The 25,823-nt window shown below is 59.0% G+C and carries 28 protein-coding genes; 3 read left to right on the top strand and 25 right to left on the bottom strand.

Going from position 1 to position 25,823, the window contains the following annotated elements:
* The first annotated feature begins 45 nt into the window (after window positions 1-45).
* Genes pdhA through HKX44_RS03200 form a run of 3 tightly spaced genes read left to right on the top strand, consistent with a single transcriptional unit; the run spans window position 46 to window position 3,759 of the window.
* On the top strand, window positions 46-1,047 hold the full coding sequence (gene pdhA / locus HKX44_RS03210; RefSeq protein WP_276149855.1) for a pyruvate dehydrogenase (acetyl-transferring) E1 component subunit alpha: 1,002 nt from the start codon (window positions 46-48) through the stop codon (window positions 1,045-1,047).
* 3 nt (window positions 1,048-1,050) lie between these two features.
* Complete coding sequence (locus tag HKX44_RS03205) at window positions 1,051-2,430, top strand: pyruvate dehydrogenase complex E1 component subunit beta (protein ID WP_276149854.1); 1,380 nt, start codon at window positions 1,051-1,053, stop codon at window positions 2,428-2,430.
* Between the two features lie 12 nt (window positions 2,431-2,442).
* Window positions 2,443-3,759 carry a pyruvate dehydrogenase complex dihydrolipoamide acetyltransferase gene (locus HKX44_RS03200; RefSeq protein ID WP_276149853.1) on the top strand — a complete coding sequence of 439 codons (1,317 nt, stop codon included), beginning with the start codon at window positions 2,443-2,445 and terminating at the stop codon, window positions 3,757-3,759.
* A gap of 334 nt (window positions 3,760-4,093) precedes the next feature.
* On the opposite strand, the gene cysE is transcribed toward HKX44_RS03200, so the two are convergent.
* The 25 genes from cysE to fabD form a co-directional block, all read right to left on the bottom strand.
* On the bottom strand, window positions 4,094-4,906 hold the full coding sequence (cysE, locus tag HKX44_RS03195; RefSeq protein ID WP_276149852.1) for a serine O-acetyltransferase: 813 nt from the start codon (window positions 4,904-4,906) through the stop codon (window positions 4,094-4,096).
* A gap of 395 nt (window positions 4,907-5,301) precedes the next feature.
* Window positions 5,302-9,318, bottom strand: coding sequence for a glycoside hydrolase/phage tail family protein (locus HKX44_RS03190; RefSeq protein WP_276149851.1), 4,017 nt, complete (start codon window positions 9,316-9,318; stop codon window positions 5,302-5,304).
* Window positions 9,318-9,758, bottom strand: a complete 441-nt coding sequence (locus HKX44_RS03185; protein WP_276149850.1) for an NlpC/P60 family protein — start codon at window positions 9,756-9,758, stop codon at window positions 9,318-9,320. The genes HKX44_RS03190 and HKX44_RS03185 overlap by 1 nt, the downstream gene beginning before the upstream one ends.
* Window positions 9,755-10,642: a DUF2163 domain-containing protein gene (locus HKX44_RS03180; RefSeq protein ID WP_276149849.1), complete on the bottom strand. Its 888-nt coding sequence runs from the start codon at window positions 10,640-10,642 to the stop codon at window positions 9,755-9,757. Before HKX44_RS03180 ends, HKX44_RS03185 begins: the two co-directional genes overlap by 4 nt.
* Complete coding sequence (locus tag HKX44_RS03175; RefSeq protein ID WP_276149848.1) at window positions 10,642-11,274, bottom strand: DUF2460 domain-containing protein; 633 nt, start codon at window positions 11,272-11,274, stop codon at window positions 10,642-10,644. The genes HKX44_RS03180 and HKX44_RS03175 overlap by 1 nt, the downstream gene beginning before the upstream one ends.
* Before the next feature lie 45 nt (window positions 11,275-11,319).
* Complete coding sequence (locus HKX44_RS03170) at window positions 11,320-11,979, bottom strand: phage tail tape measure protein (RefSeq protein WP_276149847.1); 660 nt, start codon at window positions 11,977-11,979, stop codon at window positions 11,320-11,322.
* Window positions 11,972-12,187: a rcc01693 family protein gene (locus tag HKX44_RS03165; protein ID WP_276149846.1), complete on the bottom strand. Its 216-nt coding sequence runs from the start codon at window positions 12,185-12,187 to the stop codon at window positions 11,972-11,974. The genes HKX44_RS03170 and HKX44_RS03165 overlap by 8 nt, the downstream gene beginning before the upstream one ends.
* The gene (locus HKX44_RS03160; protein ID WP_276149845.1) at window positions 12,184-12,498 is read right to left on the bottom strand and encodes a gene transfer agent family protein; all 315 of its coding nucleotides are present in this window, start codon (window positions 12,496-12,498) and stop codon (window positions 12,184-12,186) included. The genes HKX44_RS03165 and HKX44_RS03160 overlap by 4 nt, the downstream gene beginning before the upstream one ends.
* A gap of 2 nt (window positions 12,499-12,500) precedes the next feature.
* Window positions 12,501-12,923, bottom strand: coding sequence for a phage major tail protein, TP901-1 family (locus HKX44_RS03155; RefSeq protein ID WP_276149844.1), 423 nt, complete (start codon window positions 12,921-12,923; stop codon window positions 12,501-12,503).
* Between the two features lie 26 nt (window positions 12,924-12,949).
* Window positions 12,950-13,360, bottom strand: a complete 411-nt coding sequence (locus HKX44_RS03150) for a DUF3168 domain-containing protein (protein WP_276149843.1) — start codon at window positions 13,358-13,360, stop codon at window positions 12,950-12,952.
* Complete coding sequence (locus HKX44_RS03145; protein ID WP_276149842.1) at window positions 13,357-13,695, bottom strand: phage head closure protein; 339 nt, start codon at window positions 13,693-13,695, stop codon at window positions 13,357-13,359. Before HKX44_RS03145 ends, HKX44_RS03150 begins: the two co-directional genes overlap by 4 nt.
* Entirely contained in the window at window positions 13,692-14,291 is a 600-nt protein-coding gene (locus HKX44_RS03140; protein WP_276149841.1) for a head-tail connector protein, read from the bottom strand. Before HKX44_RS03140 ends, HKX44_RS03145 begins: the two co-directional genes overlap by 4 nt.
* A gap of 159 nt (window positions 14,292-14,450) precedes the next feature.
* Window positions 14,451-15,614 (bottom strand): phage major capsid protein, encoded by a 1,164-nt coding sequence (locus HKX44_RS03135; protein ID WP_276149840.1) that lies wholly within the window; start codon window positions 15,612-15,614, stop codon window positions 14,451-14,453.
* A gap of 87 nt (window positions 15,615-15,701) precedes the next feature.
* Window positions 15,702-16,280: an HK97 family phage prohead protease gene (locus tag HKX44_RS03130; RefSeq protein ID WP_276150792.1), complete on the bottom strand. Its 579-nt coding sequence runs from the start codon at window positions 16,278-16,280 to the stop codon at window positions 15,702-15,704.
* A gap of 77 nt (window positions 16,281-16,357) precedes the next feature.
* Complete coding sequence (locus HKX44_RS03125) at window positions 16,358-16,582, bottom strand: hypothetical protein (protein ID WP_276149839.1); 225 nt, start codon at window positions 16,580-16,582, stop codon at window positions 16,358-16,360.
* Window positions 16,575-17,747: a phage portal protein gene (locus tag HKX44_RS03120; RefSeq protein ID WP_276149838.1), complete on the bottom strand. Its 1,173-nt coding sequence runs from the start codon at window positions 17,745-17,747 to the stop codon at window positions 16,575-16,577. The genes HKX44_RS03125 and HKX44_RS03120 overlap by 8 nt, the downstream gene beginning before the upstream one ends.
* A gap of 193 nt (window positions 17,748-17,940) precedes the next feature.
* Complete coding sequence (locus tag HKX44_RS03115) at window positions 17,941-19,167, bottom strand: terminase family protein (protein ID WP_276150791.1); 1,227 nt, start codon at window positions 19,165-19,167, stop codon at window positions 17,941-17,943.
* A gap of 52 nt (window positions 19,168-19,219) precedes the next feature.
* Window positions 19,220-19,564 (bottom strand): hypothetical protein, encoded by a 345-nt coding sequence (locus HKX44_RS03110; RefSeq protein WP_276149837.1) that lies wholly within the window; start codon window positions 19,562-19,564, stop codon window positions 19,220-19,222.
* 292 nt (window positions 19,565-19,856) lie between these two features.
* Entirely contained in the window at window positions 19,857-21,017 is a 1,161-nt protein-coding gene (mltG, locus tag HKX44_RS03105; protein ID WP_276149836.1) for an endolytic transglycosylase MltG, read from the bottom strand.
* A 3-nt stretch (window positions 21,018-21,020) separates the two neighbouring features.
* Entirely contained in the window at window positions 21,021-22,277 is a 1,257-nt protein-coding gene (gene fabF / locus HKX44_RS03100) for a beta-ketoacyl-ACP synthase II (protein ID WP_276149835.1), read from the bottom strand.
* Window positions 22,278-22,359: 82 nt separating this feature from the next.
* Entirely contained in the window at window positions 22,360-22,893 is a 534-nt protein-coding gene (locus tag HKX44_RS03095) for a GNAT family N-acetyltransferase (RefSeq protein ID WP_276149834.1), read from the bottom strand.
* A 167-nt stretch (window positions 22,894-23,060) separates the two neighbouring features.
* Window positions 23,061-23,294, bottom strand: a complete 234-nt coding sequence (locus HKX44_RS03090) for an acyl carrier protein (protein ID WP_276149833.1) — start codon at window positions 23,292-23,294, stop codon at window positions 23,061-23,063.
* A 201-nt stretch (window positions 23,295-23,495) separates the two neighbouring features.
* The gene (gene fabG / locus HKX44_RS03085) at window positions 23,496-24,233 is read right to left on the bottom strand and encodes a 3-oxoacyl-[acyl-carrier-protein] reductase (RefSeq protein WP_276149832.1); all 738 of its coding nucleotides are present in this window, start codon (window positions 24,231-24,233) and stop codon (window positions 23,496-23,498) included.
* Window positions 24,234-24,249: 16 nt separating this feature from the next.
* Entirely contained in the window at window positions 24,250-24,813 is a 564-nt protein-coding gene (locus HKX44_RS03080) for a hypothetical protein (RefSeq protein ID WP_276153183.1), read from the bottom strand.
* Complete coding sequence (gene fabD / locus HKX44_RS03075; protein WP_276149830.1) at window positions 24,813-25,745, bottom strand: ACP S-malonyltransferase; 933 nt, start codon at window positions 25,743-25,745, stop codon at window positions 24,813-24,815. The genes HKX44_RS03080 and fabD overlap by 1 nt, the downstream gene beginning before the upstream one ends.
* Between the last annotated feature and the right edge of the window lie 78 nt (window positions 25,746-25,823).

The raw sequence follows: 25,823 nt of genomic DNA, 5'->3' as shown, positions 1-25,823 counted from the left end.
AAACTATATTTTACTTCGCACCTGTATTTCGGGAGGATACGGCCCATGCCGGCAAAGAAAACCACCAAGAAACCAAACGTGACGGCGGACGAACTCAAGACCTACTATAAGGACATGTTGCTAATCCGCAGGTTCGAAGAAAAAGCGGGCCAGCTCTATGGCATGGGTTTGATTGGCGGCTTTTGTCATCTCTATATCGGTCAGGAGGCCGTGGTGGTCGGCCTTGAGGCTGCCGCAGAAGAGGGCGACAAACGCATCACCTCTTACCGCGATCACGGTCACATGCTGGCCTGCGGCATGGACCCGAACGGAGTCATGGCCGAGCTGACTGGCCGCGAGGGGGGATACTCCAAAGGCAAGGGTGGCTCCATGCATATGTTTAGCAAGGAAAAGCATTTTTACGGCGGCCACGGCATTGTGGCGGCGCAGGTGCCCTTGGGGGCCGGGCTGGCTTTTTCAGATAAATACAAGGAAAACGGGCGTGTCACCTTTACCTATTTCGGGGATGGTGCCGCAAATCAGGGACAGGTTTACGAGACCTTCAATATGGCCGCGCTTTGGTCGCTGCCCTGTATTTTTGTCATTGAGAACAACCAATACGCCATGGGTACCTCGCAGCAACGCTCGACCTCCTCTGCCGAAATCTGGGAACGCGGTAAAGCCTTTGGCATCCTCGGCGAAGCGGTGGATGGCATGGATGTTCTGGCCGTGAAAGCTGCCGGCGAAACCGCCGTGGCGCATTGCCGCTCTGGCAAGGGTCCGTACATTCTGGAAATCAAAACCTACCGTTATCGGGGGCATTCGATGTCTGATCCGGCGAAGTACCGGACCCGTGAAGAGGTGCAAAAGATGCGCGACGAACGCGACCCGATCGAAGCCGTCCGCACTCTGTTACTGACCGGCAAACACGCCACCGAAGACGACCTCAAGGCGATGGACAAAGATATTAAGAAAGTTGTCAACGATAGCGCCGAATTTGCCAAAACCTCGCCAGAGCCCGCTTTGGAAGAACTTTGGACCGATATTTACGCAGAGATGGAGGCTTAACCCATGGCAACTGAAATCCTGATGCCCGCCCTGAGCCCCACAATGGAAGAAGGCACATTGGCGAAATGGCTGGTCAAGGAGGGCGACACTGTCTCCTCCGGCGATATTCTGGCCGAGATCGAAACCGACAAGGCCACAATGGAGTTCGAAGCCGTCGACGAAGGCGTAATCGGCAAAATTCTGGTGGCCGAGGGCACCGAAGGTGTAAAGGTAAATGTCGCTATTGCCGTGCTGCTGGAAGAGGGCGAAAGTGCGGATGACATCGCCAATGCGCCCGCCGAAAAAGCCAGCGCACCTGTCCCTGCCGACAAAGCCCAATCTTCAGAGGATGCGCCCGCCGCCGGCATGAGCCACCCGGAACCGCAAGTTGACACCTCCCCCGACTGGCCGGGGGGCACACCGTTAAAGCAGCAAACAGTGCGCGAAGCGCTGCGCGACGGCATGTCCGAAGAAATGCGCCGCGACGACAGTGTTTTCCTGATGGGGGAAGAGGTCGCCGAATATCAGGGGGCCTATAAAATCTCGCAGGGAATGCTGGAAGAGTTCGGCAGCAAGCGGGTCATCGACACGCCGATCACCGAACACGGGTTTGCCGGCATTGCAACCGGCGCCGCCTTTGGCGGATTGCGTCCGATTGTCGAATTCATGACCTTCAACTTTGCGATGCAGGCAATCGACCACATCATCAACTCTGCCGCCAAGACGCTTTACATGTCCGGCGGCCAGATGGGAGCGCCGATGGTGTTCCGTGGCCCCAACGGTGCCGCCGCCCGTGTGGGCGCACAGCATTCGCAGGATTACGCCGCATGGTACATGCAAGTACCCGGCCTCAAGGTTGCGATGCCCTATTCTGCCTCCGACTATAAGGGGTTGATGAAAACCGCGATCCGCGATCCGAACCCGGTGATCTTTCTGGAGAATGAAATCCTTTACGGGCGCAGTTTCGATGTGCCTGAATTGGATGATTATACGGTTCCTTTCGGCAAGGCCCGCATCTGGCGCGAAGGTGAGGACGTCACCATCGTCAGCTTTGGCATCGGGATGAGCTATGCGCTTGAAGCCGCAGATAAACTGGCTGAAGAAGGGATTAACGCCGAAGTCATCGACCTGCGCACGCTGCGCCCGATGGACACCGGCGCAATCCTGAATTCGGTTATGAAAACCAACCGTTTGGTCACCGTCGAAGAGGGCTGGCCGCAGGGCTCTGTCGGCAACTACATCTCTTCTGTCGTGATGCAAGAAGCCTTTGATTACCTCGACGCGCCGGTCATCAATTGCACAGGCAAAGATGTACCCATGCCCTATGCGGCGAACCTTGAAAAACACGCGTTGCTGACCACAGACGAGGTTATCGCCGCGGTGAAAAAAGTAACCTACAAATAAGGAGCGGACACGATGCCTATAGAAATTCTCATGCCCGCCCTCTCGCCAACAATGGAAGAAGGCACGCTTGCCAAGTGGCTGGTCAAAGAGGGCGACACAGTGGCCTCTGGCGATGTTCTGGCCGAGATCGAAACCGACAAGGCAACGATGGAATTCGAAGCCGTCGATGAAGGGGTGATCGGCAAGATCCTGATCGAAGACGGCACGGAAGGGGTGAAAGTGAACACCGCCATCGCCGTGCTGTTGGAAGATGGTGAAAGCGCCGGTGACATTGCCATGTCCTCAGATGCGGCACCCGCGCCACAATCCGAAACCAAGGCCGAACCGGCAACAGAATCCGCCACGCCAGTTAACGAAAGCAAACCGGCACCCGCCGCCCCTGCGGCACCGGATGGCAGCCGGGTTTTTGCCTCCCCCCTCGCCCGCCGGATTGCTGCTGACAAAGGGATTGAACTGAACAACATCAAAGGATCCGGCCCGCGTGGCCGCATTGTCAAAGCCGATGTCGAAGGCTTGAGCAAATCGGACGCCCCCAAGGCCGCGACTGCGACCACAGCTGCCACAGCCTCAGCACCCGCGACAGCCCCACAGGCCAGCGGCCCGTCAACCGACGCGATCCTCAAGATGTACGAAGGCCGTGAATTCGAAGAGGTCAAACTTGACGGTATGCGCAAGACCATCGCTGCCCGCCTGACCGAAGCGAAGCAGACCGTGCCGCATTTCTATCTGCGCCGCGATATTCAGCTTGATAACCTGATGGTCTTCCGCGGTCAGCTGAACAAGCAGCTTGAAGCGCGCGGTGTAAAACTGTCAGTTAACGACTTTATCATCAAGGCCTGCGCGCTGGCCCTGCAACAGGTGCCAGAAGCCAATTCCGTTTGGGCCGGTGACCGGACACTAAAACTAAAGCCCTCCGATGTGGCCGTCGCTGTGGCCATCGAGGGCGGTTTGTTTACGCCCGTGTTGAAAGACGCCGAGATGAAATCGCTTTCTGCCCTCTCTGCTGAGATGAAAGACCTCGCCGGTCGGGCCCGCGACCGCAAGCTTGCACCGCATGAATATCAAGGCGGCAGCTTTGCCATTTCGAACCTTGGTATGATGGGCATCGACAATTTCGATGCGGTCATTAACCCGCCACATGGTGCCATTCTGGCCGTGGGTGCAGGGGTTAAGAAACCGGTCGTTGGTGCCGATGGCGAACTGGCCATTGCTACGGTGATGTCCGTCACGCTTTCGGTGGATCACCGTGTTATTGACGGGGCCCTGGGGGCAGAACTGCTGAATGCGATCAAGGACAATCTCGAAGCACCGATGACGATGCTGGCCTAGCGCGTTTCGAGTTTGCGTTAATATAGACAGCATCGCCGAAAGCCTCCGGCCTATCCCCTGAGGTGTATCATATCCCAATGCCCCGAGAACGCGCAGCGTTACAAAGTAACGGGGATGCATGAGGTGATGTAGGGTTAATGCAAACGGCGTTGACGGCGCACCGTCTGGTGCCGATATCAAAAAAGGCCGGGGCACGCCCTGGCCTTTTTTCGTTTCAAATCAGTACTATTATAGCGCCCGACCTTAAACATTAACCCCCAATGCCCTGCCACGCCACGCTGCGCGTTCTCGGGACATCGGTGATACGAAATGTTCAGGTTAAAGGGCGGACATTTTAGGCGTCTTTCGGGCCAAACATATGGTCCATGGAAATTGACGGCTGATCACAACCTGCCTCGCCAACAATCCGCGCTGGAATACCGGCCACTGTCTTGCAGGGCGGCACCTCATCCAAGACCACCGATCCCGCGGCGATGCGACTGCAATGGCCAACCTTGATATTGCCCAACACCTTTGCACCGGCTCCGATCAACACGCCATCGCCGATCTTGGGGTGGCGGTCCTCTTCTTCCTTGCCGGTACCGCCAAGCGTGACCGAATGCAGCATCGACACATTGTCCCCGACAACAGCGGTTTCCCCGATCACGATAGAATGCGCATGATCAATCATGATCCCCTTCCCAATGCGCGCGCCGGGATGAATATCAACACCAAAAATCTCGCTCACCCGCATTTGCACGAAATAGGCAAGGTCGACACGCCCCTTCGCCCAAAGGTGATGTCCGACACGATAGGCCTGAACCGCCTGATATCCTTTGAAATACAGGATCGGCTGGGCCAAGCGGTGGCACGCCGGATCACGCTCATAAATTGCCATCAAATCAGAACGGGCAGATTCGACCAGTTCAGGATCTTCAGCATAGGCTTCCTCGACCATCTCGCGCACGACAACCATCGACATCTCGTTCGACGCCAGCTTCGCCGCAATCCGGTAGGACAATGCCTTTTCGATGGATTTGTGATGCAGGATACAGGCATGTACAAACCCACCAATCAGCGGTTCGTCCTGAACCGCCTGCTGCGCCTCACGCGAAATCTGATCCCATACCGGATCCAGCGCGGTGACTTTTCTTTCGGGTTCTGCCATGATCACATCCTTTTGCTCTGTCCTCCTTAGCCCATTCGGCTCAGGGTTTCAAAACGCAAACCTGTGATGGCGGGCATTTGTAGTGTTGATATGTCAGCGGGCCTTACATTCAATTCTTGGCCCAATAGGATGCAGTGCGTTGAGAACGTGCTGGAAACAGACGCAATACTCACAATCAGAAAAACTTGGTTCCTGAGCCAGCCGTCGCCGCCGCGCGGCCGCTAACAATGTGCCGTTCCCCCATGCAGGATGCAACCTGCCCAGCCGCCTGACATAGCGATCGGCAAATTCTGCTTCGCGGATCATGCGATGACATACCAGCGCCCGAAAGGCCGGCGGCGTGGCCAACATGACACGGGCCGCCGCCGAAACGTCACTGTAACGCACCGTGCGCATCAACCGATCCTAAGCTGGCCAAACAACCCAGCCCCATAGGAGGCCGACACCTGCGCCACGGCAACATCAAACGGGCCGGCTATGCCGTCTTCGACCTGCATGCCGGTCGTGTATTCCCACTGCGCCGCCGCCACCAGCGTTTCACGAACCACCGTTGCGCCCTGCCCAATGCGCACAACATAACTTTCGTTTTCTTCACCAAGGGGGACCTCGGGGCCGTCCCACCCGTCCCCATCAATCCGCGTCCGTCTGATCCAGCTCAACGCGACATCACCGTTTGCCAATTTGCTACCGCGCAGATGACATGGGCTGTAGGGGCGTAGCCCGTTTCCGTCAAAGGCCTCTACCAGATGGCCGTAAGACGGATCATCGTTGCTGCGTTTCGCCGGTCCGATCCGGAAATTCTGTGCCACACGGCGCAGGTTCGGGCTTAATTCGATCTGCTCCGGTACCCCGTCCAGCAAGACAAACTTTGACCCCGCGGGCCAAACACCCGGCATCAAACCATCTGATCCCGCCTGCCCCCTCAACCGGGTTTTCAACCAATAGGTCTGCGGGCCGACCAGTTCCGCTTGCGCGAACTGGAAAATTTCCCATTGATCCGAACTCCCGTCCCCGATGGCCGCCATATTTGCTCCCGACAACAGCGCGTCTTCGCTCACCGACGACAATGTACCGTTGATCAACGCCACTTCCAGCACCTCACCACGATCCAACACACCGGCACGGGCGAAAGGCATGGCACTCCGCGTCACCCCCATTGTCGCGCGGGAGCCAATGATTTTGTTGATCTGATAATTTGCATCCATGCTGGATTGATACAGCGCAACAGGCCCGGGCCAAGGCTGCGCCGTTGCTGCGATATGCGGGGCATGTGCCACCTCGTCACCGCGCAACAACGGAAGGTCCAAAAAATGCGAAACCACCGGTGTGGGGGCCACAAACTGGCGCGCCTTCACCAGATTGTCGAAAATGTCAGCGACATCATAAACCTGCGGCTCAATGCGCACAGCTTCAATCAACTGAAGATCGGATTTCTCAACACGATCAATGCGGTACAGGGCAGCGCGTTCTTCCTTGTCGCCCGGCACCTCGATCACATCGCCCGCGCCCAGCCCAAGCTGCGACGGCGGCAGGGCAAGGCGCACCGTATCCCGCGAGACCCGCGCCTCGGTCAGCCAGCGCTCGGCCACCTGTCGCCCCTCGCCACGCGTCAGGGCCATGTTCACCTCTGACCCGGCCACCGCATGTGTCGCCTCATCCGCAAGAACCGCTTCCTCTGCGATCACCTCGAAATCCGCATCCGCCTGCACGAACCGTAACCGCATCCGCCCGGAAACCTCGGCTTCGGCCTCGCGTACCTGCTCGGTTGTGCCCTCCAGTTCGTCACTAACTGCCAGAAGGGCCGGATCAAGCGTCACCGGCTCCAGACCGTCCCGCATCCGAAACTGCAACACCCCGCCGCGCTCAATCGCGTCAAACCCGTAGCGGATCATCAAAGGTTGCAGCGCTGAACGCGCCTCTGTCACCTGCTCCACAGCATAGCCGCGCACATACCCATAAAGCCCGTCTGTACTGAACGCTTCCAGCCCAGCGCGTCTGCAAATCTCACTGACCACCGAAGCAAGCGACCGCCCCGCCGTGCGCCCGTTGATCCAATGCCCACGGGTGTAATTGTCGCCATCACTCCATTTCTCGATGTTATTGGGAAAAAACGGATAGGGACGCGTGTCAAAGGCCCAAACATAAGCGCGGCGCATGTCCAGCATCCGCCCTTCGTATTCAGTGGACAGCGGGTTATGCGCAGGATCATCCCAATAAGAGATCACCGCCCGCAGATACTGCATCTGCATCAGCTCGTCCCGCGCACCGCTGGAATAATACGGCAGTTTGCTTTCGGAACTCTTGCGATCCAGAAATTTATTGGGCTGGTTGGCCCCTTTGTTGATGGCAGCACATCCATATTCGGTAAACCAGATCGGCTTGGACATCGGCTCCCAAGCCGTGGCAGACGCCTGACGCACCCCGTTGATACGTTCGTGATGAAAGTTCTCCCACCAGCCCCGAATATCCTTGTAGCGATACACCCATGGCTCCAGATGCGCGCCGTCTGAAATCTCCGTCCGGATTTGCGCGTCACGGGCCTCGGCGGAATGGTAATACCAATCATACCCCTCCCCACCTTCAATATTGCTTTTGAGGTAGTCGAGATCATACATTGAATTCCACGCTTCTGCGTCCAGATGTCCGGGCTTGTCGCGCCAATCGGCAAGCGGCATGTAGTTATCAATACCTATGAAGTCGATGTTCGGATCGGCCCATAGGGGGTCCAGATGAAAGTAACGGTCCCCGGTGCCGTCTTGTGGCTGATGCCCGAAATACTCTGACCAATCCGCCGCATAGCTGATCTTGGTGTCCGGTCCCAGAATACTGCGCACCTCTGCGGCCAATGCGACAAGGTGTTGAACGGCGATAAAAACCCCGCCCGCGCCACGGATTTGGGTCAGCCCGCGCATCTCTGAACCAATGCAAAACGCCTCGATCCCGCCAGCAGCGGCACAGAGCATCGCATTATGCAAGATAAAGCGGGAAAACGACCAATCCGCTGGATTGTCCTGATAGACCACTTCTCCCGTGTCTTCACCCTCACCGGCTTCGCTATCCTCCCCACCATCCGCTCCGGCGCTGCCTTGCCCATCCAGAAAAACAACCTGACCGTCCTCAAGAGCAAAACTTGCCGCAGTCGCAGTGCCAAAAAACGCGGCAACCTGTTCGGCCGCCAATGTTGTACCGTCTGGACTGTCTGGCTGGCCCGGCGCTTTGGACAATGTGATCCTGCCCCGCCATGGCAGGCGCGGCTGGTGCGGCGCATCACTATAGGGATCCGGCAGTCCGTTCTCGGTAAACTGATCCATCAGGATAAACGGATAAAACATCACCGCATTCCCCGCCTCGTTCAATGACTGAATCGCTTCGATCACAGAGGTATCCGTAGGTGTACCGCCATAAATTGGCCGCCCCGCCTCGTCCTGCACAATCACCTGCGCATTCCCGCGCGTCAGCCCCGAGGACACCCAAGGCATGTTCTCGCCTTCCTGAAAGGTGTTTTCGACCTTGGGACGTATGGTGCATTCGCCGCAACGCAGGTCATCCCCGAACCATGACACCACCAAGGAGGCCGCCTTGAGGTTGGGCAATTCTTCGTTCATTGCTTCTGTCGCAACCGCAAAATCCGGCTTTCCTGCCGGCGTTGATACGTTTGCACTTTTGAAAACGCCGGTCTCTGCCGCAATATTGACCGCCGTTGTTGCCAGCGCATATTCCCCTGTCCCCGGGATAAGGGCGACCCCCTCGATGCCGAATGCCGGGGTATAGGCCCGGTCCGGCGCCTCTGGCTGTTCGGGGCGTAAAACTTCAAACGAGAACTGCGGAATACGGTTACCAAACGGAGCCAGATCAAGGTCTTCAAGAACAACATAGGCCGTCCCCCGATAGGCCGGCACCCTGCCCGCCCCTTCAACCGCTTCCATCACCGGGTCAGGCAATTGATCGGAGGATCCGGTGTAGACACGCATATTCAATCCGCCACGCGCCACTTCCTCACCGTCGGCCCAAACCCGGCCAATACGGGTAACCTCCCCCTCACAAAGCGCAATCGCCAAGCTAACAGAATAGCTGTACTCGGTTGTCGTGGGTTGCGACCGGCTCCCCTTACCGCCCCCCGTGGTCTGGGTGGTTTCCTGAAAATCAGAGGCCCAAATCACATGCCCGCCCAGACGCATCCGCCCATACACCTGCGCGATCGGGTCACCCTCACCCGCGCTGGTGATCCGAAAGCGGTCAACTTTGCCGGTTTCAATCGCCTGACCACCCTGCCCCAACAGACGCTGATCAATGACCCGCCCCAATGTTGCGCCGACTGCCCGTCCGATAGCGACAGACGACAGGCCTGCAAGGGTGCCCCCGACAGAACCACCAATGGCCGCACCTGCGACCGAAAAAAGGACCGTTGCCATCAGTTGCTCTCCCTTGGAAATTCGAACCTTGCCACAATGCGCCGCTGCCAGGGCGTACTTAGCGGGCTCTCCACAACGCCATGTCCCGTGTAGGCATGGATAAAACTGGCCCGCGCACCAATGCGCCCCTGCACCCCCAGATGTTTGGCCACGCCCTGATCCCGCATACGAAACAGAAGGACATCTCCCTCCTCCGCGTCCCTAGGTTCCTTGGGATGCAGATGACGTAGCGCCGCCGCCCACAGTCGCTCTTCGCCCTGCGGTTCGGACCAATCCTTCGAATAGGCGGGGACCAGCTCTGGCTCCTGCCCACACAGGTCGCGCCAAATGCCACGCAGCAACCCCAAACAATCACATCCCGCCCCCAACCTTGAACTTTGATGCACATAGGGTGTGCCGATCCAACAACGCGCCGCGGCGACAATCTCCGCCCGGCTCATCGCAGCGACCCGCCCGAGTTGGTACCGCTGGATTTGGGTACCGCAATCACCCAATCCTCTCCCGGAAGGTCCGGAAACCCCTGAAAATTCGCCACGTTATTAAACTTCAACCGACAGGTCTCGAACTGCTTGTTGCAACCGGCGATCAACTTGACCTGCGTACCGCGGCTGACATCCCCCTTGATCGGTTCCCATAACTCGATGGTGCGCTTGCCGCCCTTCACCCGGTCATGTTTGATCAGCCCAAACAACCCCTGCCCTGGCCCGTCCACCACATCCAGACGCCCGCGAATAAAGAACTGTTCGTCGAACCCCGGCAAGCTGTCCCAGATGAACCGCCGCCCGCCTTCCTCGACATCCACGGCCAAGGTTACCGTGTACCCGGGCAAGCCCAGATCAAAGCGGCACTGCTGATCTCCCAATACCGCTGTGCAAGGCTTTTGATAAACCCGCCCCACGGTCCGGTTCAGCGCTTCGGTCAATCCGCGCAACTCTGCACGAAATGCCCCGTCAACGCGCCGCATCTCGCCAATCGTGCCCCGGAATTGCACCCATCGTTGATCTACATCAGCCCAGTTCACCAGCCAGGCCACCACCTCAGCACTGTCAAAACGGCCCTGCTCGATCTCGTCTTCGCGGATCGAGGCATCACTTAACGCCCCAATCGCCTCAGTGTTGTCCACCGACAGCCCCGTGGTCTGGGCAATCGCCTTGGCCGACAACCCAGCATCCGCACGAAAATCACAGGCTTCAAAGTGAAGCGGCAGATCATGGTCCGTAAAGGCAAAGACGACCCCATCCTTACGCGTGATTTTCCAGGCATTACATATGGTGGTCAGCCCGCCTGCAAGATGCGCCTCCAGCGCCGGATCCAGCCCCGCCATCAGATCCGCACCTCGATCACAGGCACAGAAGGCACCTGCCCCGCCTGAAAGCTCTCGACACTGGTAAGAATGCGGTCCGTGTCAAATCGCACCGGCACATCGAATTCATATCCGGCATAGATCTCCATGTTCGGATCAGGCGGATGGGCAAAAGTGATAATGCCCGTGTTGGCATTCACCTCATAGTCCAGCCCCTCCTGCAACGCGTCTTGCTCAACGCCCACTTTCACGGATCCCGCCACCGGCTTCCTGATCGGACGGCGATAAGAGTGCGCACCGGACCAATAGGTCTTCATGATCTGAAATTCCCGGCTGACCCCGTCACCATACCCGATACTTTGGTCATCAAACACCGGATCAAGGGTTGCCCGCCCAGACTTGTAATCCGCCCAGTCTTTCCAGCGAAACCCATACATTTGCCCCATGCGCGCCTCGAAAAATCCGATCAACACCTGCAAATCGTCAATCGAACGCATACCAAGCCCCGCATCGTAGGTGCGCCGCGAATGGGCCCAAGGCGTGTTGCGCTCTTCAAACCCGTTCGCCAGCGTCACAACATCCGTGCGCCGCTGCGGCCCGCCCAGCGACCCAAAGCTAAGCGTGGGGGGAAATCGTACCTCATGAAAAGCCATCAACCTGCTCCTGACATCTGTTCTGTTTCAGCCTCTGCGCCGGTGTCACCGATTCCGGTTACCACTGGACAAGGTGCGGCTCATCTGGGCGGCGATCTGGCTTTGCGACCGTTGAAAGCCGGCCACATCCGGGGTCGTGATATGCATCACCACTTGCGGCCCTGTACTGCCCCCGCTGCGCACCCCCAGCTTGCCGTCTGGCCCGCGCGCCAGCGGCATAATGGCCTCCGGTCCCGCTTCCCCCATCACCCCGGTCCCGCCGCGCATCGGGAAGGTCGTGGCCCCGCTGACCACCCCACCTTGGGCAAAAGGCATCACCTTGCCCTGCGAGAACGCCGCCCCGTCAGCAAAAGGTAAAATCCCCTGCACTAACGCCCCAACCCCTTGAGAGATCAGCCCGCCAAAATGATCCGTCACCGGCTTCATCGCGGCATTGTATGTGGTGTTGGCCAACGACTGCGCTACGGTTTTCAAAGCGTCCGACATCTTCATGCCGTCAAAAATCACCCCATCAAACGCACGCCGCAATCCCTTGCTCAACCCCTTCTCTAGTGTCTGAATATCCTTGCCAGTCGCCGCGAGCGATCCGCTCATGCGGCGTAGTTCGCTGTCAAAACCCGAAACCAGCGCACCCGTGGTGGCCAGTGTTGCATTCAGATCTTCGGCATGGCCTTCAAGCCCACCATAATCGTCAAAATCACCCATCATCCTGCCCCTTTTCCCTGTCTGGATAGGCGGCCATCAGCGCCGCCAGCCCGTCGCGCAACATCGGCTTTTCCTGTGCAGAAGTGCCCAGCATCAGCTGCAATTCAACTGGCGTCAGCGCCCAGAACACGTCCGGTGCCAACCCCAACCCGTGCAGCCCGACACGCATCAGCGCTGGCCAGTCCAGCCCCTGTCCGGCCTGCGTCATTCGGGCATCACAAATGACCGCGCCAACAGTTCCGCCGCCACCTTTGCCGCCGCCGTCGGCCCGCCTTCAATTTTGGCCTTTGCCACTTGCGCGTCGGTTATCTCGCTGCCGCCACCACGCAGCCCGGCGCCCAGCAAGGCTACCACATCGCGGCTGGTGAAGCGGCTCGTCTCAAAACGTTCCACCAATCCAACCATTGAAGCCTCGCCCAACCCCTCTTCCAGCTCGGCCAGCGCCCCAAGGGTCAGCCGCGCAATGCACCGTTTCCCGTCAATAACAAGGGCCACATCCCCTCTCCACCGGTTGGCCATGCTCAGACCACCACGTCAGGGGTGAAAATCAGAATACCTGCGGATTGCAGGCTCAGCTCATAAGTCGCCTCGCCATTCAATTGCCCCGCATATTCCAGCGCCGTCACCTGAAACGACCCTTCAACCACACCAAAGGCCGGGATCACGATCTGAAAATCCGGCGTCAGCCCGTCAAAAAACAACTGGCGTGCGCGCTCATCTGTCCCCTCGTCACGAAACACCCCCGAACCGCTAATGGCCGCCGACCGCACACCGGCCCCCGCCAACAGCTCGCGCCAGCCGCCCTCACTGTCCAGCGTCGTCACATCCACCGCCTCGGCGTTAAAACTCACCCGTGTCGCCCGCAGGCCCGCGATGGTTTCAAACTGACCGTCGCTTGTCATATCCACTTTGACCAAAAGGTCCTTACCTGCCTGAACAGCCATCGCTTTTCTCCTGTAAATCCAAAAATTCAGTCGTCCTGCACACGTGCGGCAAAGCGCAGATCAATCTGACGCGTTGCGGCCGCTTCCACCCGTGCCGCCCGCGCCCGCTCAAACCGCAGGCTCACCAGCCGCCCGCGGCTCAACACCAGATCACCGTCGTGCAAAACATCGCTGATCGCGGCGGCGGCCTCCTTGGCCTGTGCAAACCCGGGGCTTGAGGTGATCACCGATACCGTGAACCGGTGAACCGCCCCCGCACCACTGCCATCCGATGCGTCCCGGACCTCTTCACTGCCCAAACGCACATAGATCACAGGCAAGGTCCCCGTTGGCACAGCGTCATAAATCGCACTACCCACGATCCCCCCCAGCGCACTATCTGCGTTCAGGGTCTCGTAAACCGCCCGTTGCAAAGGGCCCGACATCGCAAAGCTCATACTACGACCTCCTCTTCGACAAAGCAGGTCAGGTAGCGCCCCTCGGGGTCACGTTCCGCCACGGCCTCAATCGGAAAAATCCGCACGCCCTGTCGGAACCTTTGCTGTGGTTTCGGGCGTTCCGGTGTGCCAAAGGGGGCGCCGCGCACAACGATCTTGAACCCCATGCGGCTGACCGCTGTGCCGATCTGTGCCGTCTCACGACCGCTACGCGCCGTGATCTCTCCCCAGACCGTGCCCAACACGACCCACCCCTCGATAAAGCCACCAGCCCCATCACTGGCCCGCTCGGGCGCTTCCAGCACAAACGCCTGGTTCAATCGCGGCGCACTCATTTCACGGCCCCCGCACCAATGCGGAGGTGCCGATACCGCTCCACCAGGCTCGATACACCAAAGGGCATACACCCGTTGCTCAGGCCGGTGTCGTGGCGGTATTCATAGTAATGCGCGGCCAGCATCAGGACCGCCTGACGCAGATCGCTGGGCACCCCATCCCAATCCGTCGCAAACCCCGCATCAAAGGAAATCACCACAGAACCGCCAGATGGCACAGCAGGCAAACTTGCACCGGTGGCCCGCAGTTTCGGCGTATCCGTGTGCCGCTCAAGCCACCAGCTGCCAGCAGCGACATCGGTCCGGCTACCATCGCGCCCGACCTGTTCCACCCCGCTCACCGCATTCACCGGCGCAACCGGCAAGACATGTGCCCCACTATCGCGCCAGGCGGAAACCGATGTCGAAAAACTGCGCTCCAACAATACCTTACCTGTGCGCCCCTCAATAGCGGCAAGCGCGGCTCTCAGAAACGACCCCAGAACCACGTCCTGCACGTCATCCACCGCAAACCCACTGCCCAAACGCAAATGCGCCTTAAAAACCTCTACCGGCAGGGCCGCGTCAGGAATGGCTGTCTCTTCGATCAACATCATGGAATTCTCCAATTTTCGGTCCCCGGCCTGCGGGTCTGCTAAACTCGGACGCGCGACCACCTGCCCTGCTCGGTCAGAGGGGAGCAGCTAGGCAAAGCAGGCAACACAGACGCGCGTCCGAACCGGGGTCAAACGCCCCCGGTTCGCTGTCGGTGCGCCTTAAGCCACGCCGAGTTTCATCAACTTGATTGCCGCAAAATCGCTGACATCACCGCCCACACGTTTGGTGGCATAGAACAGGACATGCGGTTTGGCGCTGAACGGGTCGCGCAGGATGCGCAGATCAGGGCGTTCGGCCACGGTGTACCCAGCGCGGAAATCACCAAAGGCAATCGAGAAACTGTTGCTGGCCGCATCCGGCATGTCCTCGGCCACCAGCACCGGATAGCCCATCAGCTGCGCAGGTTCCCCCGCCGCCAAACCGTCAGACCACAAGAACCGCCCATCTGCATCGGTCAGCTTGCGCACCAACCCCGCCACCTTGGAGTTCATCACAAACGCACCGTTGGCGCGGTACTGCGCCCCCAGCGCATATACCAGATCAACAATTGCTTCCGCCGTCACCTCCGCGTCAACCTCAGAAGGCACATAGCCAAGGTTGCCCCAGGTCCAGACGTCATTGTCCACCGCCGGATGGGTCAGAAACCCCATGGGCTTGTCGATCCCGTCACCGTTCACAAAGGCACCCGCCTCAGCTCGGGCAAACTTGTCTGCAATCCGGCCGGCCAGCCAACCCTCGATGTCAAACGCGCTGTCATCCAGCAACCGCTGCGATGCCTTGGGCAAGGCGCTCAATTCATGCAAGCCGATGGTGATCCGGTCAATCTGCGGCGTGTCTGTCTCGGCCTGTGGTCCCGCCTCTGTCGCCCATCCAGCCCCTACATCCGTGTGATCCACCAGCACGTCATAGGATGTCGCCTCGACCTGCACGACGCTCGAAATCGCCCGGATCGACGCAGTTGCATTCAGCACGGATTGCACCGTTGCACTGGTCTGCGGATCAACCAGATAACCGCCATCGGAATTCACCGCCGTCGACAGGGATTTCCCTTCCAGCTCAAGCCCGCGCAGCCCATCATCATCACCATTGCGCAGATAAGTACTAAACGCTTTCTGATGCGGCGCTCCGGTCTCTGTCGCTCCCGCAAGGGGGGTACGCGCAGGCAGTGTCATTTTTCGATCCAGCATGGTCATCCGTTCTTCTGTTTGTTGAATTTTTGTCTCGATTTCAGCCTGAAAGCCCTTGAAGTCAGTGACAAATCCCGTCACTGCCGCGCGCACTTCCTCAGCCGGGGACACCCGCCCCAGTTCCGTCTTGCTCATCCGTCACTCCCGAGTTTGCCGCGACACTTTGTGTTTCTGTCGGATGTGGATGCATCTCACGATGCCCACCAACACAACGCGCCTTGGCTAGATTTCCGGCGCTGGCTCCCGCTGCGCCAACCTCTGCCGCGCCCCCTCAAAGGACGCCGCCATATCACGCAGCATGTCACCGACGGCGATCACCTCGCCTTTCGCTGATACCCGCGCACTGGGCAGCATCGGAAAGGTCACCAGTGACACCTCCCAAAGCTCCAGTTCCGACAAGAGCCGCTGGCCCTTGGTGTTCTTTGTCGCCTTCACCGTGCGATAGCCGATCGACAACCCGTCAATTGCACCCGCAGCCACCAGCGCCGCCGCCTCGCGTCCTTTGGCGACACTGTCCAGAATGCGCCCCTTAACGAACAACCCCTTGCTGTCCTCGCGCACTTCATCCCAAATACCGATTGGTTGTGATGGATCATGTTGCCACAGCATTTTGATGCTGCGCCCCGCCTGCGCCACGGTCTTTAGCGACGTTTCATAAGCGCCGGCCACAACCATATCGCCACCCTGATCCACCGCACCAAACAGGCTCGCATAGCCGCTGATCTCAGTGCCGCCTTGCACTTTACTCACCTCTTGAAACGCCACAAACTTGCGTTCCAAATCCGGCAGGCCACCAGACATATCTTTCCCGTTCTCCAGCCCAAAGCCGAAGTCACCTACGTCATATCCCATGACAACTCCTGTTTAATTTCAGTGCCCTAAGGCGCGACTGTCATGACGCCCTGCACCGCTTGCGCCAGCATCAGTGCGACCACCCCATAAACCGTCAGCCACAACCGCCGCTCCATGCGTTCCATCATTTCATCCAACCGGTCCATGCGTCTGCTCAGGTTTTCCTGCTGGATCGCCATTAACCGCTCATGCGCCTCCAGCTTCAGACCCGGCGCGCAGTCGAACCGTTCGTACATCGCGGGATCACCCATCTGTCGCCACCGCTGGCAGCCCCAACAGGCTGCGCTTTTCGGCCTCGGTCAGGAAATCCGCCTGTGCCACACGGGACCATTGCGCATCCCTTTCAGCAGCCAAGGCCGGCACCTGATCCAGATCGGGCCGCACCTCCACCGCCTCCCCCGTGAACCCGCCAAGCCAGGACGCCAAGGTCGCCGTCACTCGGGTTGCCAACGGCAGCACCGTCAGCCTGTAAAATGCCCGATGGGCCTCCTGATAATTTGCATAGGTCGCGTCCCCCTGAATGCCCAGCAACATCGGCGGCACACCATAGGCCAAAGCAATCTCGCGCGCTGCGGCTTCTTTGGTCTTGTGAAACTCCATGTCAGAGGGCGAGAACCCCATCGGTTTCCAATCCAGCCCCCCTTCCAGCAACATCGGTCGCCCTGCATTGCGCGCTCCCTGATGATGGCTTTCCATTTCTGCCACCAACCGCTCGTATTGCTCGGTACTCAGGTGCCCCTGTCCTTCGGACCCTTTGTAAACCATCGCGCCAGATGGCCGTGCCGCATTGTCCAATAGCGCCTTGGACCACCGCGAGGCCGCATTATGTACATCCATCGCCATGGCCGCCGCCTGCATCGGGGCAAACCCGTAGTGATCGTCTTGGGGGTGGAAACTTCTGAAATGGCACACCGGTTTCGCCGCACCCGACACATTAAACCGGTGTTTGCGCCCGCCTACAGCATATTCATAGGCCACCGGCCATCCGTCTGCCCCCGGCACCACTGACATCCTGTCGGACCGCAACACATGCAATTCCTGCGGCAGCCCCTCTCCGACCGCCTCGACATAACCGTTCCCACTCAGCAACAACTGCGCATAAAGTGCCTCCAACAGCTCTGCCTTGCCCTGCGCCCCGTTTGGCGTGGCCAACAGGGAAATTACCGGATGGGTATCATAGCGGCGCTCACTGTCCTGCACCACCAAGGGCAAAGCCGCCGCTGCCTCTGCAATCAACTTAACAGAACGGAACCCCACCGGATTTCCGCAAAACCCCACTTTGGTCAAGCTCACGGTATCCCGTGGGCTCCATGCAACCCGGCCAGACGTCTGATAAGCAACCACCGGCCCCGTCGCCGAGGCCTTGGCCTCCGGCACAGAAGCCGCCGCCGTTCCCCGTCGCAGAAAATCAAACATATGTTCCCATCCTTGTCCGCCGTTTCGTCTTGAAAACAATTTGCCTCAAATTGATTAATTCGCCGCGACCTCACCGTGCGCCGGGCCGCGCAACATCGCAAACGTGCCACGCGGCCTCGGTTTCTTTCAAAGAAACCAATTCGGGCTTTTCAAAAAAGCCCGCCCTAATTTCATCAGAAGAAATTGCATCCTCTCACAGAGTTCGAAGCGCCGGACGCCGCCACTTGGCCGCCGGCTCAATCATCAGCTCATGCAAGGCCCAGACCAACGCATCCACCCTGTCCGGCGATCCACCCCCCTCATAGCCCTGCGCGGTCATCCGGCACATCTGATCCTCCAGCTGCTCAAGCCCGCGAAGGTGCCCTACCCGTCCCTGCTCGTACAGGGCCGCCACAGGTTCCGCCCGGGCCACCTTGCCCCGCGACGCATATACCGATTTCAGCGGCACCAGCGGGTCAATCTGGCGCAGGACCTCCCCAACCATCGCGCCCCCCTGATTGACCTCCGCCACCAGCTTGTCGGCACCAAACTGTTCCATCGCCGCAATTGCGGCCTTGGCCCAGCCGCTGGGCGTCGCCCCTTGGATCGTACAATCCGCCAAAACAACCGCCCGCCAATGCTGCACCGCTCCTTGTGTCACCGCACCGACAACCACAATTCCGCATTCATCCGCCCCCATGCCCGCTGATGCCGCAGGGTCCAGCCCCACAACAATCCGATCAAACGCGGGCGGATGTTCAACCCGCTGCGCCTCCAGCGACTGCGAGGTCCACAACGCTCCTTCGGTATCGGCCAGCAAAACCCCGTCCAGCTCTTGGCGCCCCAACCTCGTGCCTTTATAGCGCGCCTTGACTTCCTCTAAAAAGGACGACGCCAGGTTGGCCGCGTTCGCCTCAGTCGGCGCATGGGTCTGAACCGTTGACGGTGAACCCAACAGCCGCTTTAACACATCGACATTGCGCGGCGTCGTTGTGACACAGACCCGCGGGTCCTCGCCCAAGCGCAAAGCAAACTGCAACTGATCCCACGCCTCCTGCCCGCGCTTCCACTTGGCCAATTCATCGACCCAAGCTGCATCAAACTGCGGTCCGCGCAGCCCTTCGGGGTCATGCGCCGTATGCACCGTGGCAATCGCGCCGTTAGGCCAGACCAGCCGCTTGCGCCCTGCTTCCCATACCGGGCGACGGTCCTCTGGCGAACAGGCAAGAATACCGCTGTCGCCAAACACCATCACCTCGCGCACCTGTTCGATCGTCTCACCGACCAAGGCGATCCGGCGGCACTTGCCAGGGTCCAAGGGCCGCGCCCCCTCAACGACCGAACGAATCCATTCCGCACCCGCCCGCGTTTTGCCCGCACCGCGGCCGCCCATCACAACCCAAGTGCGCCACGCCCCGTCCGGGGGCAGTTGATGATCCATTGCCCAGAATTCAAATAGAAAGGGCAGCGCCAACAGCTCGACTTCATCCAGTTCATTCAGGAACTGCTCTTGGACGGCCGCATCGGCGCAAGCGATCCAATTTGCACCCGATCTCAACCCGCGCTCTATCGAGGTCAAGGGCATAGCCGCCTCTTGCAACGCCATCCTGTTTGCTTTTGCATTCATTGAGATAGTTCTCCGCCTTGATGCATTGCATCACCAGATCCTTGAGCTTGCCCAAGGACTGCTTTGCTGCTGTTTCATTTATGGTATTTTCGGACTGCGCCTGCTGCGTCAGCCCCTCGATCTCTTGCCTCAGATCGGTGATTGCATCATGCACAGAAGCAAGCAGTTCGCTGCCGCGCGCAATGTCTTGGTCGTGGGTGTCTAGTGCCATTGTCGCCCCTACCTTTCACAGGTCCCCCGACCGAGCGGACATAAAAAAAGCGGCCCTCGGGATCCCTCCCAAAGCCGCTTACCCACGTCCTCTAGCATGTCAGAATTTGTACTTCAGAGCGTTCTCAAAGTCAAGGAAAAGAGGGTTATCAAAACCTTGTAACCCCGTGCGTTCATTGATTAAATATTGGTTAAACGCCCGACTTCAAATCGGAGTCCGGGTTCCCCGCCACCCTGAAACAGGCCGGCGGGGGAATTCTCATGCAGTCAATTTACCACAATTTTTGGGCTCTTCACTCTGAACCAGCAGCGCGTTCCGCCTCGATCTTGCGCCAGCGCGCGACGTTCTCGTTATGCTCGGCCAAGGTGACAGCAAAGGCGTGCCCGCCGGTCCCATCAGCCACAAAAAAGATGAACTCGCTTTCGTCGGGCTGTGCCGCAGCCATCAAGCTCGCACGTCCGGGGTTGGCAATCGGTGTCGGGGGCAAGCCGTTGATAACATAAGTATTCCACGGCGTTTCCGCCCGCAGTTCAGAACGACGCAAGCCCCGTCCCAGAACACCTTCCCCCTTGGTGATGCCGTAGATCACTGTCGGGTCAGTCTGCAACCGCATACCTTGGTTCAACCGGTTCACAAACACCGCTGCAACCTGACGCCGCTCTGCGGCCACGCCGGTCTCTTTCTCGACAATCGACGCCAACGTCAGCAACTCTTCAGGGCTTTCAATCGGCAGATCCGGGTCGCGTGCTTCCCATGCCTCGGCAAGGCGGACCTCCTGTGCGGCAATCATGCGCTGCAATACCGCAGCGCGGGCGTCACCCGGACGCACCTCATAGCTGTCAGGTGCCAAAGTCCCCTCGGCTGGCACATCCCCAGCCGCACCTTCCAGCACATCCATGGCCTTCATTGCGTTGACCACCTGCCAGCTGGTCACACCCTCGGCCAATGTAATGCGGAACCGCGTGTCCGCTTCGGCCTTGGTTTTCACATAGGCCTCGGGAACTTCATCCGCGCCGGGCACAAATTCAGCGCGCTCTTCAAACCGGTTCGTCACCGGATCCAGTTCACGCACCTGCACCGATACGCGGTTGATCCCGATGCGGTACACCACTTCAGTGCCGCAGGTGCTTGCGCCGCCCTTGGTCACCGTATCGACAATCTCGGACATCGACGCGCCCGCCTCGACCAGAAAACTCCCCGCCTTCAACTGGCTGGTCTTTTCCTCATAGTCCGCCCCCATCCGGAAAATCGCTGCCGAACTGACAGCCCCCTCATCGGCCAGATCCTTTGAAACCCGCCGCATGGTAAATCCCGGTTTGACCTGTACACAGATCGCATTTTCCAGCGGACCCTCCGCCTGATAGGTGGACCGACCCCAAAGGATCACCCCCCCCAGCAGAAAAAGAACCACGACCAGAAAACTGAACGCGTTCGAGGCAACATTGCGCCACATGTATCAGACCTTTCCGAACAGAACGCTGGCGTTGGTGCCACCGAACCCGAAGGAATTGCTCAGCGCGACATTGATTTCGCGTTTCACAGCCTTGTTCGCAGCCAGATCAATCTTGGTCTCTACCGCTGGGTTGTCCAGGTTGATCGTCGGCGGTGCCACTTGATCGCGGATCGCAAGGATCGAAAAGATCGCTTCAATCGCACCCGCTGCGCCCAACAGATGGCCCGTGGCGGATTTCGTCGAGGACATGGTCACCTTTGACGCATACTCGCCCATCATTCGCTCAACCGCACCCAGCTCGATGGTATCGGCCATTGTCGAGGTGCCATGCGCGTTGATGTAGTCAATATCCTTGGGTTCCTTGCCCGCGCCGCGCAATGCCGCCCGCATAGACCGCTCGCCACCCTCGCCATCCTCAGAGGGTGCGGTGATGTGATAGGCATCGCCAGACAGACCATAGCCGATCACTTCGGCGTAGATCTTGGCACCGCGCGCCTTGGCATGTTCGTATTCCTCCAACACGACGATCCCCGCACCTTCCCCCATGACAAAGCCGTCCCGGTCCGCATCATAGGGACGGGATGCCTTTTGTGGATCATCACCGCGTTTGGTGCTGAGCGCCTTACAGGCGTTGAAACCGGCAATGCCAATTTCGCAAATCGCCGCTTCCGCACCGCCCGCAACCATCACATCCGCATCCCCGTGCTGAATCAGACGAGACGCATCACCAATTGCATGGGCCCCTGTTGAACAGGCCGTCACAACCGAATGGTTTGGTCCGCGGAAACCGTATTTGATCGACACCTGACCCGAGATCAGGTTGATCAAGGCACCGGGCACAAAGAACGGGCTGACGCGGCGCGGGCCTTTTTCCTTCATCATCACGGCTGTGTTGGCGATAGAGTTCAGCCCGCCAATACCGGACCCGATCAGAACACCGGTGCGTTCCTGATCCTCACGCGCCTCAGGCATCCAACCAGAGTCTTCTACGGCCTGCTGTGCTGCCGCCATGCCGAACAGAATAAAGGTATCGACTTTACGCTGCTCTTTTGGGGCCATGTATTTGTCAGCGTTAAACGTCCCGTCCGTGCCATCGCCCAACGGCACCTCACAGGCATACTGTGTGACCAATGCCGACGCATCAAAACCAGTGATCGCCCCGCCGCCAGACTGCCCATCCAGAATGCGGCTCCAGCTTTCTTCAACCCCGTCAGCCAAAGGCGTTACCAGCCCCAACCCCGTTACAACTACTCTGCGCATAAACCTGCCCCTAAATTCGATTTGTGTCGGCTATACCTTGCGAGCGGGCAAATATTCAAGACTTGTGCTGTTCTCGCCCCCTTCAAACCGGCGGCCCTTTGCGTGTCATCAGACAGACATTTTCGCCATCAATCCCGACTTCGCGTAACAAATGATACCCCAGCACCTCGGCAATCCTCAGCGATGCCCGGTTCTGTGGTGCAATCATACACACCGTACGCCCCGCAATCACCCGATCAAACCAGTCATGCGCGGCCTGCGCCGCATCCAGCCCCAACCCCTTGCCTTGCGCGTCTGGTGACAACACCCAACCCGCTTCTGGATAAGGATCATAGTCCTCCCCCAACCCCCGGGAACCAAAGAAAAAGCCGCACTGCCCCGCCATCTGTCCCGCGCCATGCGGCTGAATTGCCCATTGCCCGAAACCACTGATCTGCCAATGGCCGGCATTGCGCAGAAACGCATCCCAGGATTGCGGCTTACTGCGGGGTTGGCCGGAGATATGGGTGACAACTTCGGGTGTGGCCCAGATTTCCGCGAAACGGTTAAAGTCCTCGGCGCGCATGGCCCTCAGGGTCACGCGTGACGTGTTGATGGTAGGAATTGTTCGCGACATTGCCCGGTCTGCCCCTCACACTTTTGTGCGTTTGACACAGTGTGCGAAGCGCGCCGCCGATGAGCAACCCCGGATGCGCCCTGCGCAAAAAGAAACGGCGTTATTCCGCTTGGAACAACGCCGTTTCAGATTATGATTGCCGATGCCCCGTTCAGGGCACTGCGGACTTAAGAGGCTTCAGTGATGAATTTAACCGCATCGCCGAACGTCTGAATGTTTTCAGCCGCGTCATCAGGGATTTCGATGCCGAATTCTTCTTCGAACGCCATCACCAGCTCAACGGTATCAAGGCTGTCAGCGCCCAGATCGTCGATGAATGACGCATTCTCGACAACTTTGTCTTCTTCAACACCAAGGTGTTCTACAACGATCTTTTTAACGCGGTCTGCGACGTCGCTCATAATAAAGTCCTCATTCTTCCGGGCCAACCGACCCATTTTATATCCGCACGCCCTGTTAGGCAGTTGGAGGATGCCCCCGGATCCGGAGGCGGCTCTTATCCCTGTTTGCACAAGGCGGGGGCGACAAAGCAGCCTCCCCGATTTCGATTCTGCACCCCTTTAGCACATGGCACGCCATGCGCAAACGGTATCAGATACGCTTTACAACATGGCCATACCGCCGTTGACATGCAAGGTGGCACCGGTGACATAGCCCGCTTCGGCACTTGCCAGATAGACCACAGCACTGGCGATTTCCGCGGGATTGCCCATCCGACCGGCAGGAATTTGCCCCATGATACCCGACTTTTGATCATCGGTCAGCTTGTCCGTCATGGCCGTTTCAATAAACCCCGGTGCAATTGCATTTACCGTGATGCCACGGCTCGCCACCTCATAGGCCAGTGATTTTGACATGCCGATCATACCCGCTTTGCTGGCGGCATAGTTCGCCTGCCCCGGGTTGCCAGTGGCCCCGACAACGCTGGAAATATTGACGATCCGGCCCCAACGCGCCTTCATCATGCCCCGCATCACACCTTTGCACAGCTTGAACGTCGCGGTCATGTTGACGTTGACCACAGAGTTCCATTCGTCATCCGACATCCGCATGAACAGGTTGTCGCGGGTGATACCGGCGTTATTGACCAGAATATCAACCGATCCCATTGCCTCTGCGGCCTGTTTGGGCAGTGCTTCAACCGCCTCCATATCACTCAGATTGCAAGGCAATACATGCGCCCGCTCCCCCAGTTCGGCGGCCAGTGCCTCCAACGGCTCCACCCGTGTGCCCGACAGGCCCACAACCGCGCCCTGCACATGCAGCTGGCGCGCGATTTCTGCACCAATGCCGCCCGAAGCACCTGTCACCAGCGCATTTTTCCCTGTCAGATCAAACATATCCGTTCCTTTTCTTTCATTCCGTCACCAGCCCGAAACCTGTGATCTCGGCCTGTGTTAACACATGTATCCCGTCCGACGGCGCTGCCTGCAAGGTAAACCAGTAAAACGCGTCACTGCCCAGCATCGCGCGGGTATAGGCGACATTGCCGGCATGTTCCCCCGCATCCCGCGGATAGTTGCTGCCCTCGCCAAACCCATCCGCCCAGGAATGCACCCCCAGTATGGCACCAGGTTCAATGGTGCGCCGGTTGCCCGCCAGAAACAGGTTCACCGCCCCTGAATAAATCTCGCTTTCGGCCGTCAAATGCGTGTCCAGCCCACGGTTACGAATGGCATCCCCCATCCGGTAGACCGCCTCTTCATCCGTTGAGCCAGCCATATCAAATGGCACAATCACCTGCACCTGCGGGTTTGCATTCAAGGCCGCGATGAAATGCGCCGGTGTGCGGCTGGTGATCTCTCCATTCAGCACCAACCGCGCACCATCCAGCTGCATCGTTGTGCGGTCCACCGCATTGTCAGCAACCGCACAGCCCAGCACCAAAAGGGCCAGTCCAAGGACAGCCCCCAGACGCATCACGCGTCTTTCAATGCCGCAACATCCTCAGGCGTGCCAACAGCCCGCAAGGCACTTTCTTTGGCAATACGCCGGATCATCCCCGAAAGGGCCTTGCCGGCACCGATCTCCCAGAACTCCGTAACGCCCTGGGCCGCCATCCACTCAACAGAAGACCGCCAGCGCACACGCCCTGTGACCTGCTCGACCAACAAGGCCTTGATCCGGGTCGCATCTGATTCCGCATCCGCCAGAACATTCGCCACCAGAGGCACGGAAGGGTTGTCGAACTGCACCGCCTCCAGCGCCTTTGCCATTTCATCCGCTGCCGGCTGCATCAGCGCGCAGTGGAACGGAGCTGAAACCGGCAAAGGCAAGGCCCGCTTGGCACCAGCCTCTTTGGCCAGCACAACAGCACGTTCAATCGCCGCCTTGTCGCCAGACAATACATTCTGCGTCGGATCGTTTTCATTGGCCAATTGGCAGACATCGCCTTGCGCGGCATCCTCGGCCACCTTGGCTGCTGTTTCCGCATCCAGCCCCAGGACCGCCGCCATCGCGCCCTGCCCGACCGGCACCGCCGCTTGCATGGCCCGTCCGCGAATGCGCAACAGACGCGCCGTATCCGCCAGCGATACGGCCCCCGCCGCACAAAGCGCCGAATATTCGCCCAGCGAATGCCCCGCGACGAAAGCCGCCCGATCCAGCCCGACGCCCTCGGCCTTCATCGCCGCCATTGCCGCCATCGACGTTGCCATCAACGCAGGTTGCGCATTTTCGGTAAGGGTCAACGCCTCAATCTCGCCCGACCAGATGAGCGCGGACAGTTTCTCTCCCAAGGCGTCGTCGACCTCGTCAAAAACCGCCTGCGCTGCCGGATAGGCCTTGGCCAAGGCCTGCCCCATGCCGATGGTCTGGGCCCCTTGCCCCGGAAAAACAAATGCGATGCTCATGACTGGCCCTTTCACTGATTTGGCATCCCGTCTAGCCCGCCATGATTGAGGGAACAAGAGCGCAGAAGCCCTGTGCGC

It is taken from the genome of Sulfitobacter sp. M05, assembly GCF_029285175.1.
GTDB lineage: Bacteria > Pseudomonadota > Alphaproteobacteria > Rhodobacterales > Rhodobacteraceae > Sulfitobacter.
This window is presented reverse-complemented; position numbering and strand designations above follow the sequence as displayed.

Coding starts and splice junctions, on each gene's coding strand:
- HKX44_RS03120 (WP_276149838.1), bottom strand. CDS start 17,747: ATGTTTGATTTTCTGCGACGGGGAACGGCGGCGGCTTCTGTGCCGGAG.
- HKX44_RS03130 (WP_276150792.1), bottom strand. CDS start 16,280: ATGTCTGGTGGCCTGCCGGATTTGGAACGCAAGTTTGTGGCGTTTCAA.
- HKX44_RS03155 (WP_276149844.1), bottom strand. CDS start 12,923: ATGGCTGTTCAGGCAGGTAAGGACCTTTTGGTCAAAGTGGATATGACA.
- HKX44_RS03095 (WP_276149834.1), bottom strand. CDS start 22,893: ATGTCGCGAACAATTCCTACCATCAACACGTCACGCGTGACCCTGAGG.
- HKX44_RS03175 (WP_276149848.1), bottom strand. CDS start 11,274: ATGGCTTTTCATGAGGTACGATTTCCCCCCACGCTTAGCTTTGGGTCG.
- HKX44_RS03205 (WP_276149854.1), top strand. CDS start 1,051: ATGGCAACTGAAATCCTGATGCCCGCCCTGAGCCCCACAATGGAAGAA.
- HKX44_RS03180 (WP_276149849.1), bottom strand. CDS start 10,642: ATGGCGGGGCTGGATCCGGCGCTGGAGGCGCATCTTGCAGGCGGGCTG.
- HKX44_RS03145 (WP_276149842.1), bottom strand. CDS start 13,695: ATGAGTGCGCCGCGATTGAACCAGGCGTTTGTGCTGGAAGCGCCCGAG.
- HKX44_RS03090 (WP_276149833.1), bottom strand. CDS start 23,294: ATGAGCGACGTCGCAGACCGCGTTAAAAAGATCGTTGTAGAACACCTT.
- fabF (WP_276149835.1), bottom strand. CDS start 22,277: ATGCGCAGAGTAGTTGTAACGGGGTTGGGGCTGGTAACGCCTTTGGCT.
- HKX44_RS03140 (WP_276149841.1), bottom strand. CDS start 14,291: ATGATGTTGATCGAAGAGACAGCCATTCCTGACGCGGCCCTGCCGGTA.
- HKX44_RS03115 (WP_276150791.1), bottom strand. CDS start 19,167: ATGGATCATCAACTGCCCCCGGACGGGGCGTGGCGCACTTGGGTTGTG.
- HKX44_RS03125 (WP_276149839.1), bottom strand. CDS start 16,582: ATGGGTGATCCCGCGATGTACGAACGGTTCGACTGCGCGCCGGGTCTG.
- fabD (WP_276149830.1), bottom strand. CDS start 25,745: ATGAGCATCGCATTTGTTTTTCCGGGGCAAGGGGCCCAGACCATCGGC.
- pdhA (WP_276149855.1), top strand. CDS start 46: ATGCCGGCAAAGAAAACCACCAAGAAACCAAACGTGACGGCGGACGAA.
- HKX44_RS03190 (WP_276149851.1), bottom strand. CDS start 9,318: ATGGCAACGGTCCTTTTTTCGGTCGCAGGTGCGGCCATTGGTGGTTCT.
- HKX44_RS03165 (WP_276149846.1), bottom strand. CDS start 12,187: ATGACGCAGGCCGGACAGGGGCTGGACTGGCCAGCGCTGATGCGTGTC.
- mltG (WP_276149836.1), bottom strand. CDS start 21,017: ATGTGGCGCAATGTTGCCTCGAACGCGTTCAGTTTTCTGGTCGTGGTT.
- HKX44_RS03150 (WP_276149843.1), bottom strand. CDS start 13,360: ATGAGCTTTGCGATGTCGGGCCCTTTGCAACGGGCGGTTTACGAGACC.
- HKX44_RS03135 (WP_276149840.1), bottom strand. CDS start 15,614: ATGAGCAAGACGGAACTGGGGCGGGTGTCCCCGGCTGAGGAAGTGCGC.
- HKX44_RS03200 (WP_276149853.1), top strand. CDS start 2,443: ATGCCTATAGAAATTCTCATGCCCGCCCTCTCGCCAACAATGGAAGAA.
- fabG (WP_276149832.1), bottom strand. CDS start 24,233: ATGTTTGATCTGACAGGGAAAAATGCGCTGGTGACAGGTGCTTCGGGC.
- HKX44_RS03110 (WP_276149837.1), bottom strand. CDS start 19,564: ATGGCACTAGACACCCACGACCAAGACATTGCGCGCGGCAGCGAACTG.
- HKX44_RS03160 (WP_276149845.1), bottom strand. CDS start 12,498: ATGGCCAACCGGTGGAGAGGGGATGTGGCCCTTGTTATTGACGGGAAA.
- HKX44_RS03170 (WP_276149847.1), bottom strand. CDS start 11,979: ATGGGTGATTTTGACGATTATGGTGGGCTTGAAGGCCATGCCGAAGAT.
- HKX44_RS03185 (WP_276149850.1), bottom strand. CDS start 9,758: ATGAGCCGGGCGGAGATTGTCGCCGCGGCGCGTTGTTGGATCGGCACA.
- HKX44_RS03080 (WP_276153183.1), bottom strand. CDS start 24,813: ATGCGTCTGGGGGCTGTCCTTGGACTGGCCCTTTTGGTGCTGGGCTGT.
- cysE (WP_276149852.1), bottom strand. CDS start 4,906: ATGGCAGAACCCGAAAGAAAAGTCACCGCGCTGGATCCGGTATGGGAT.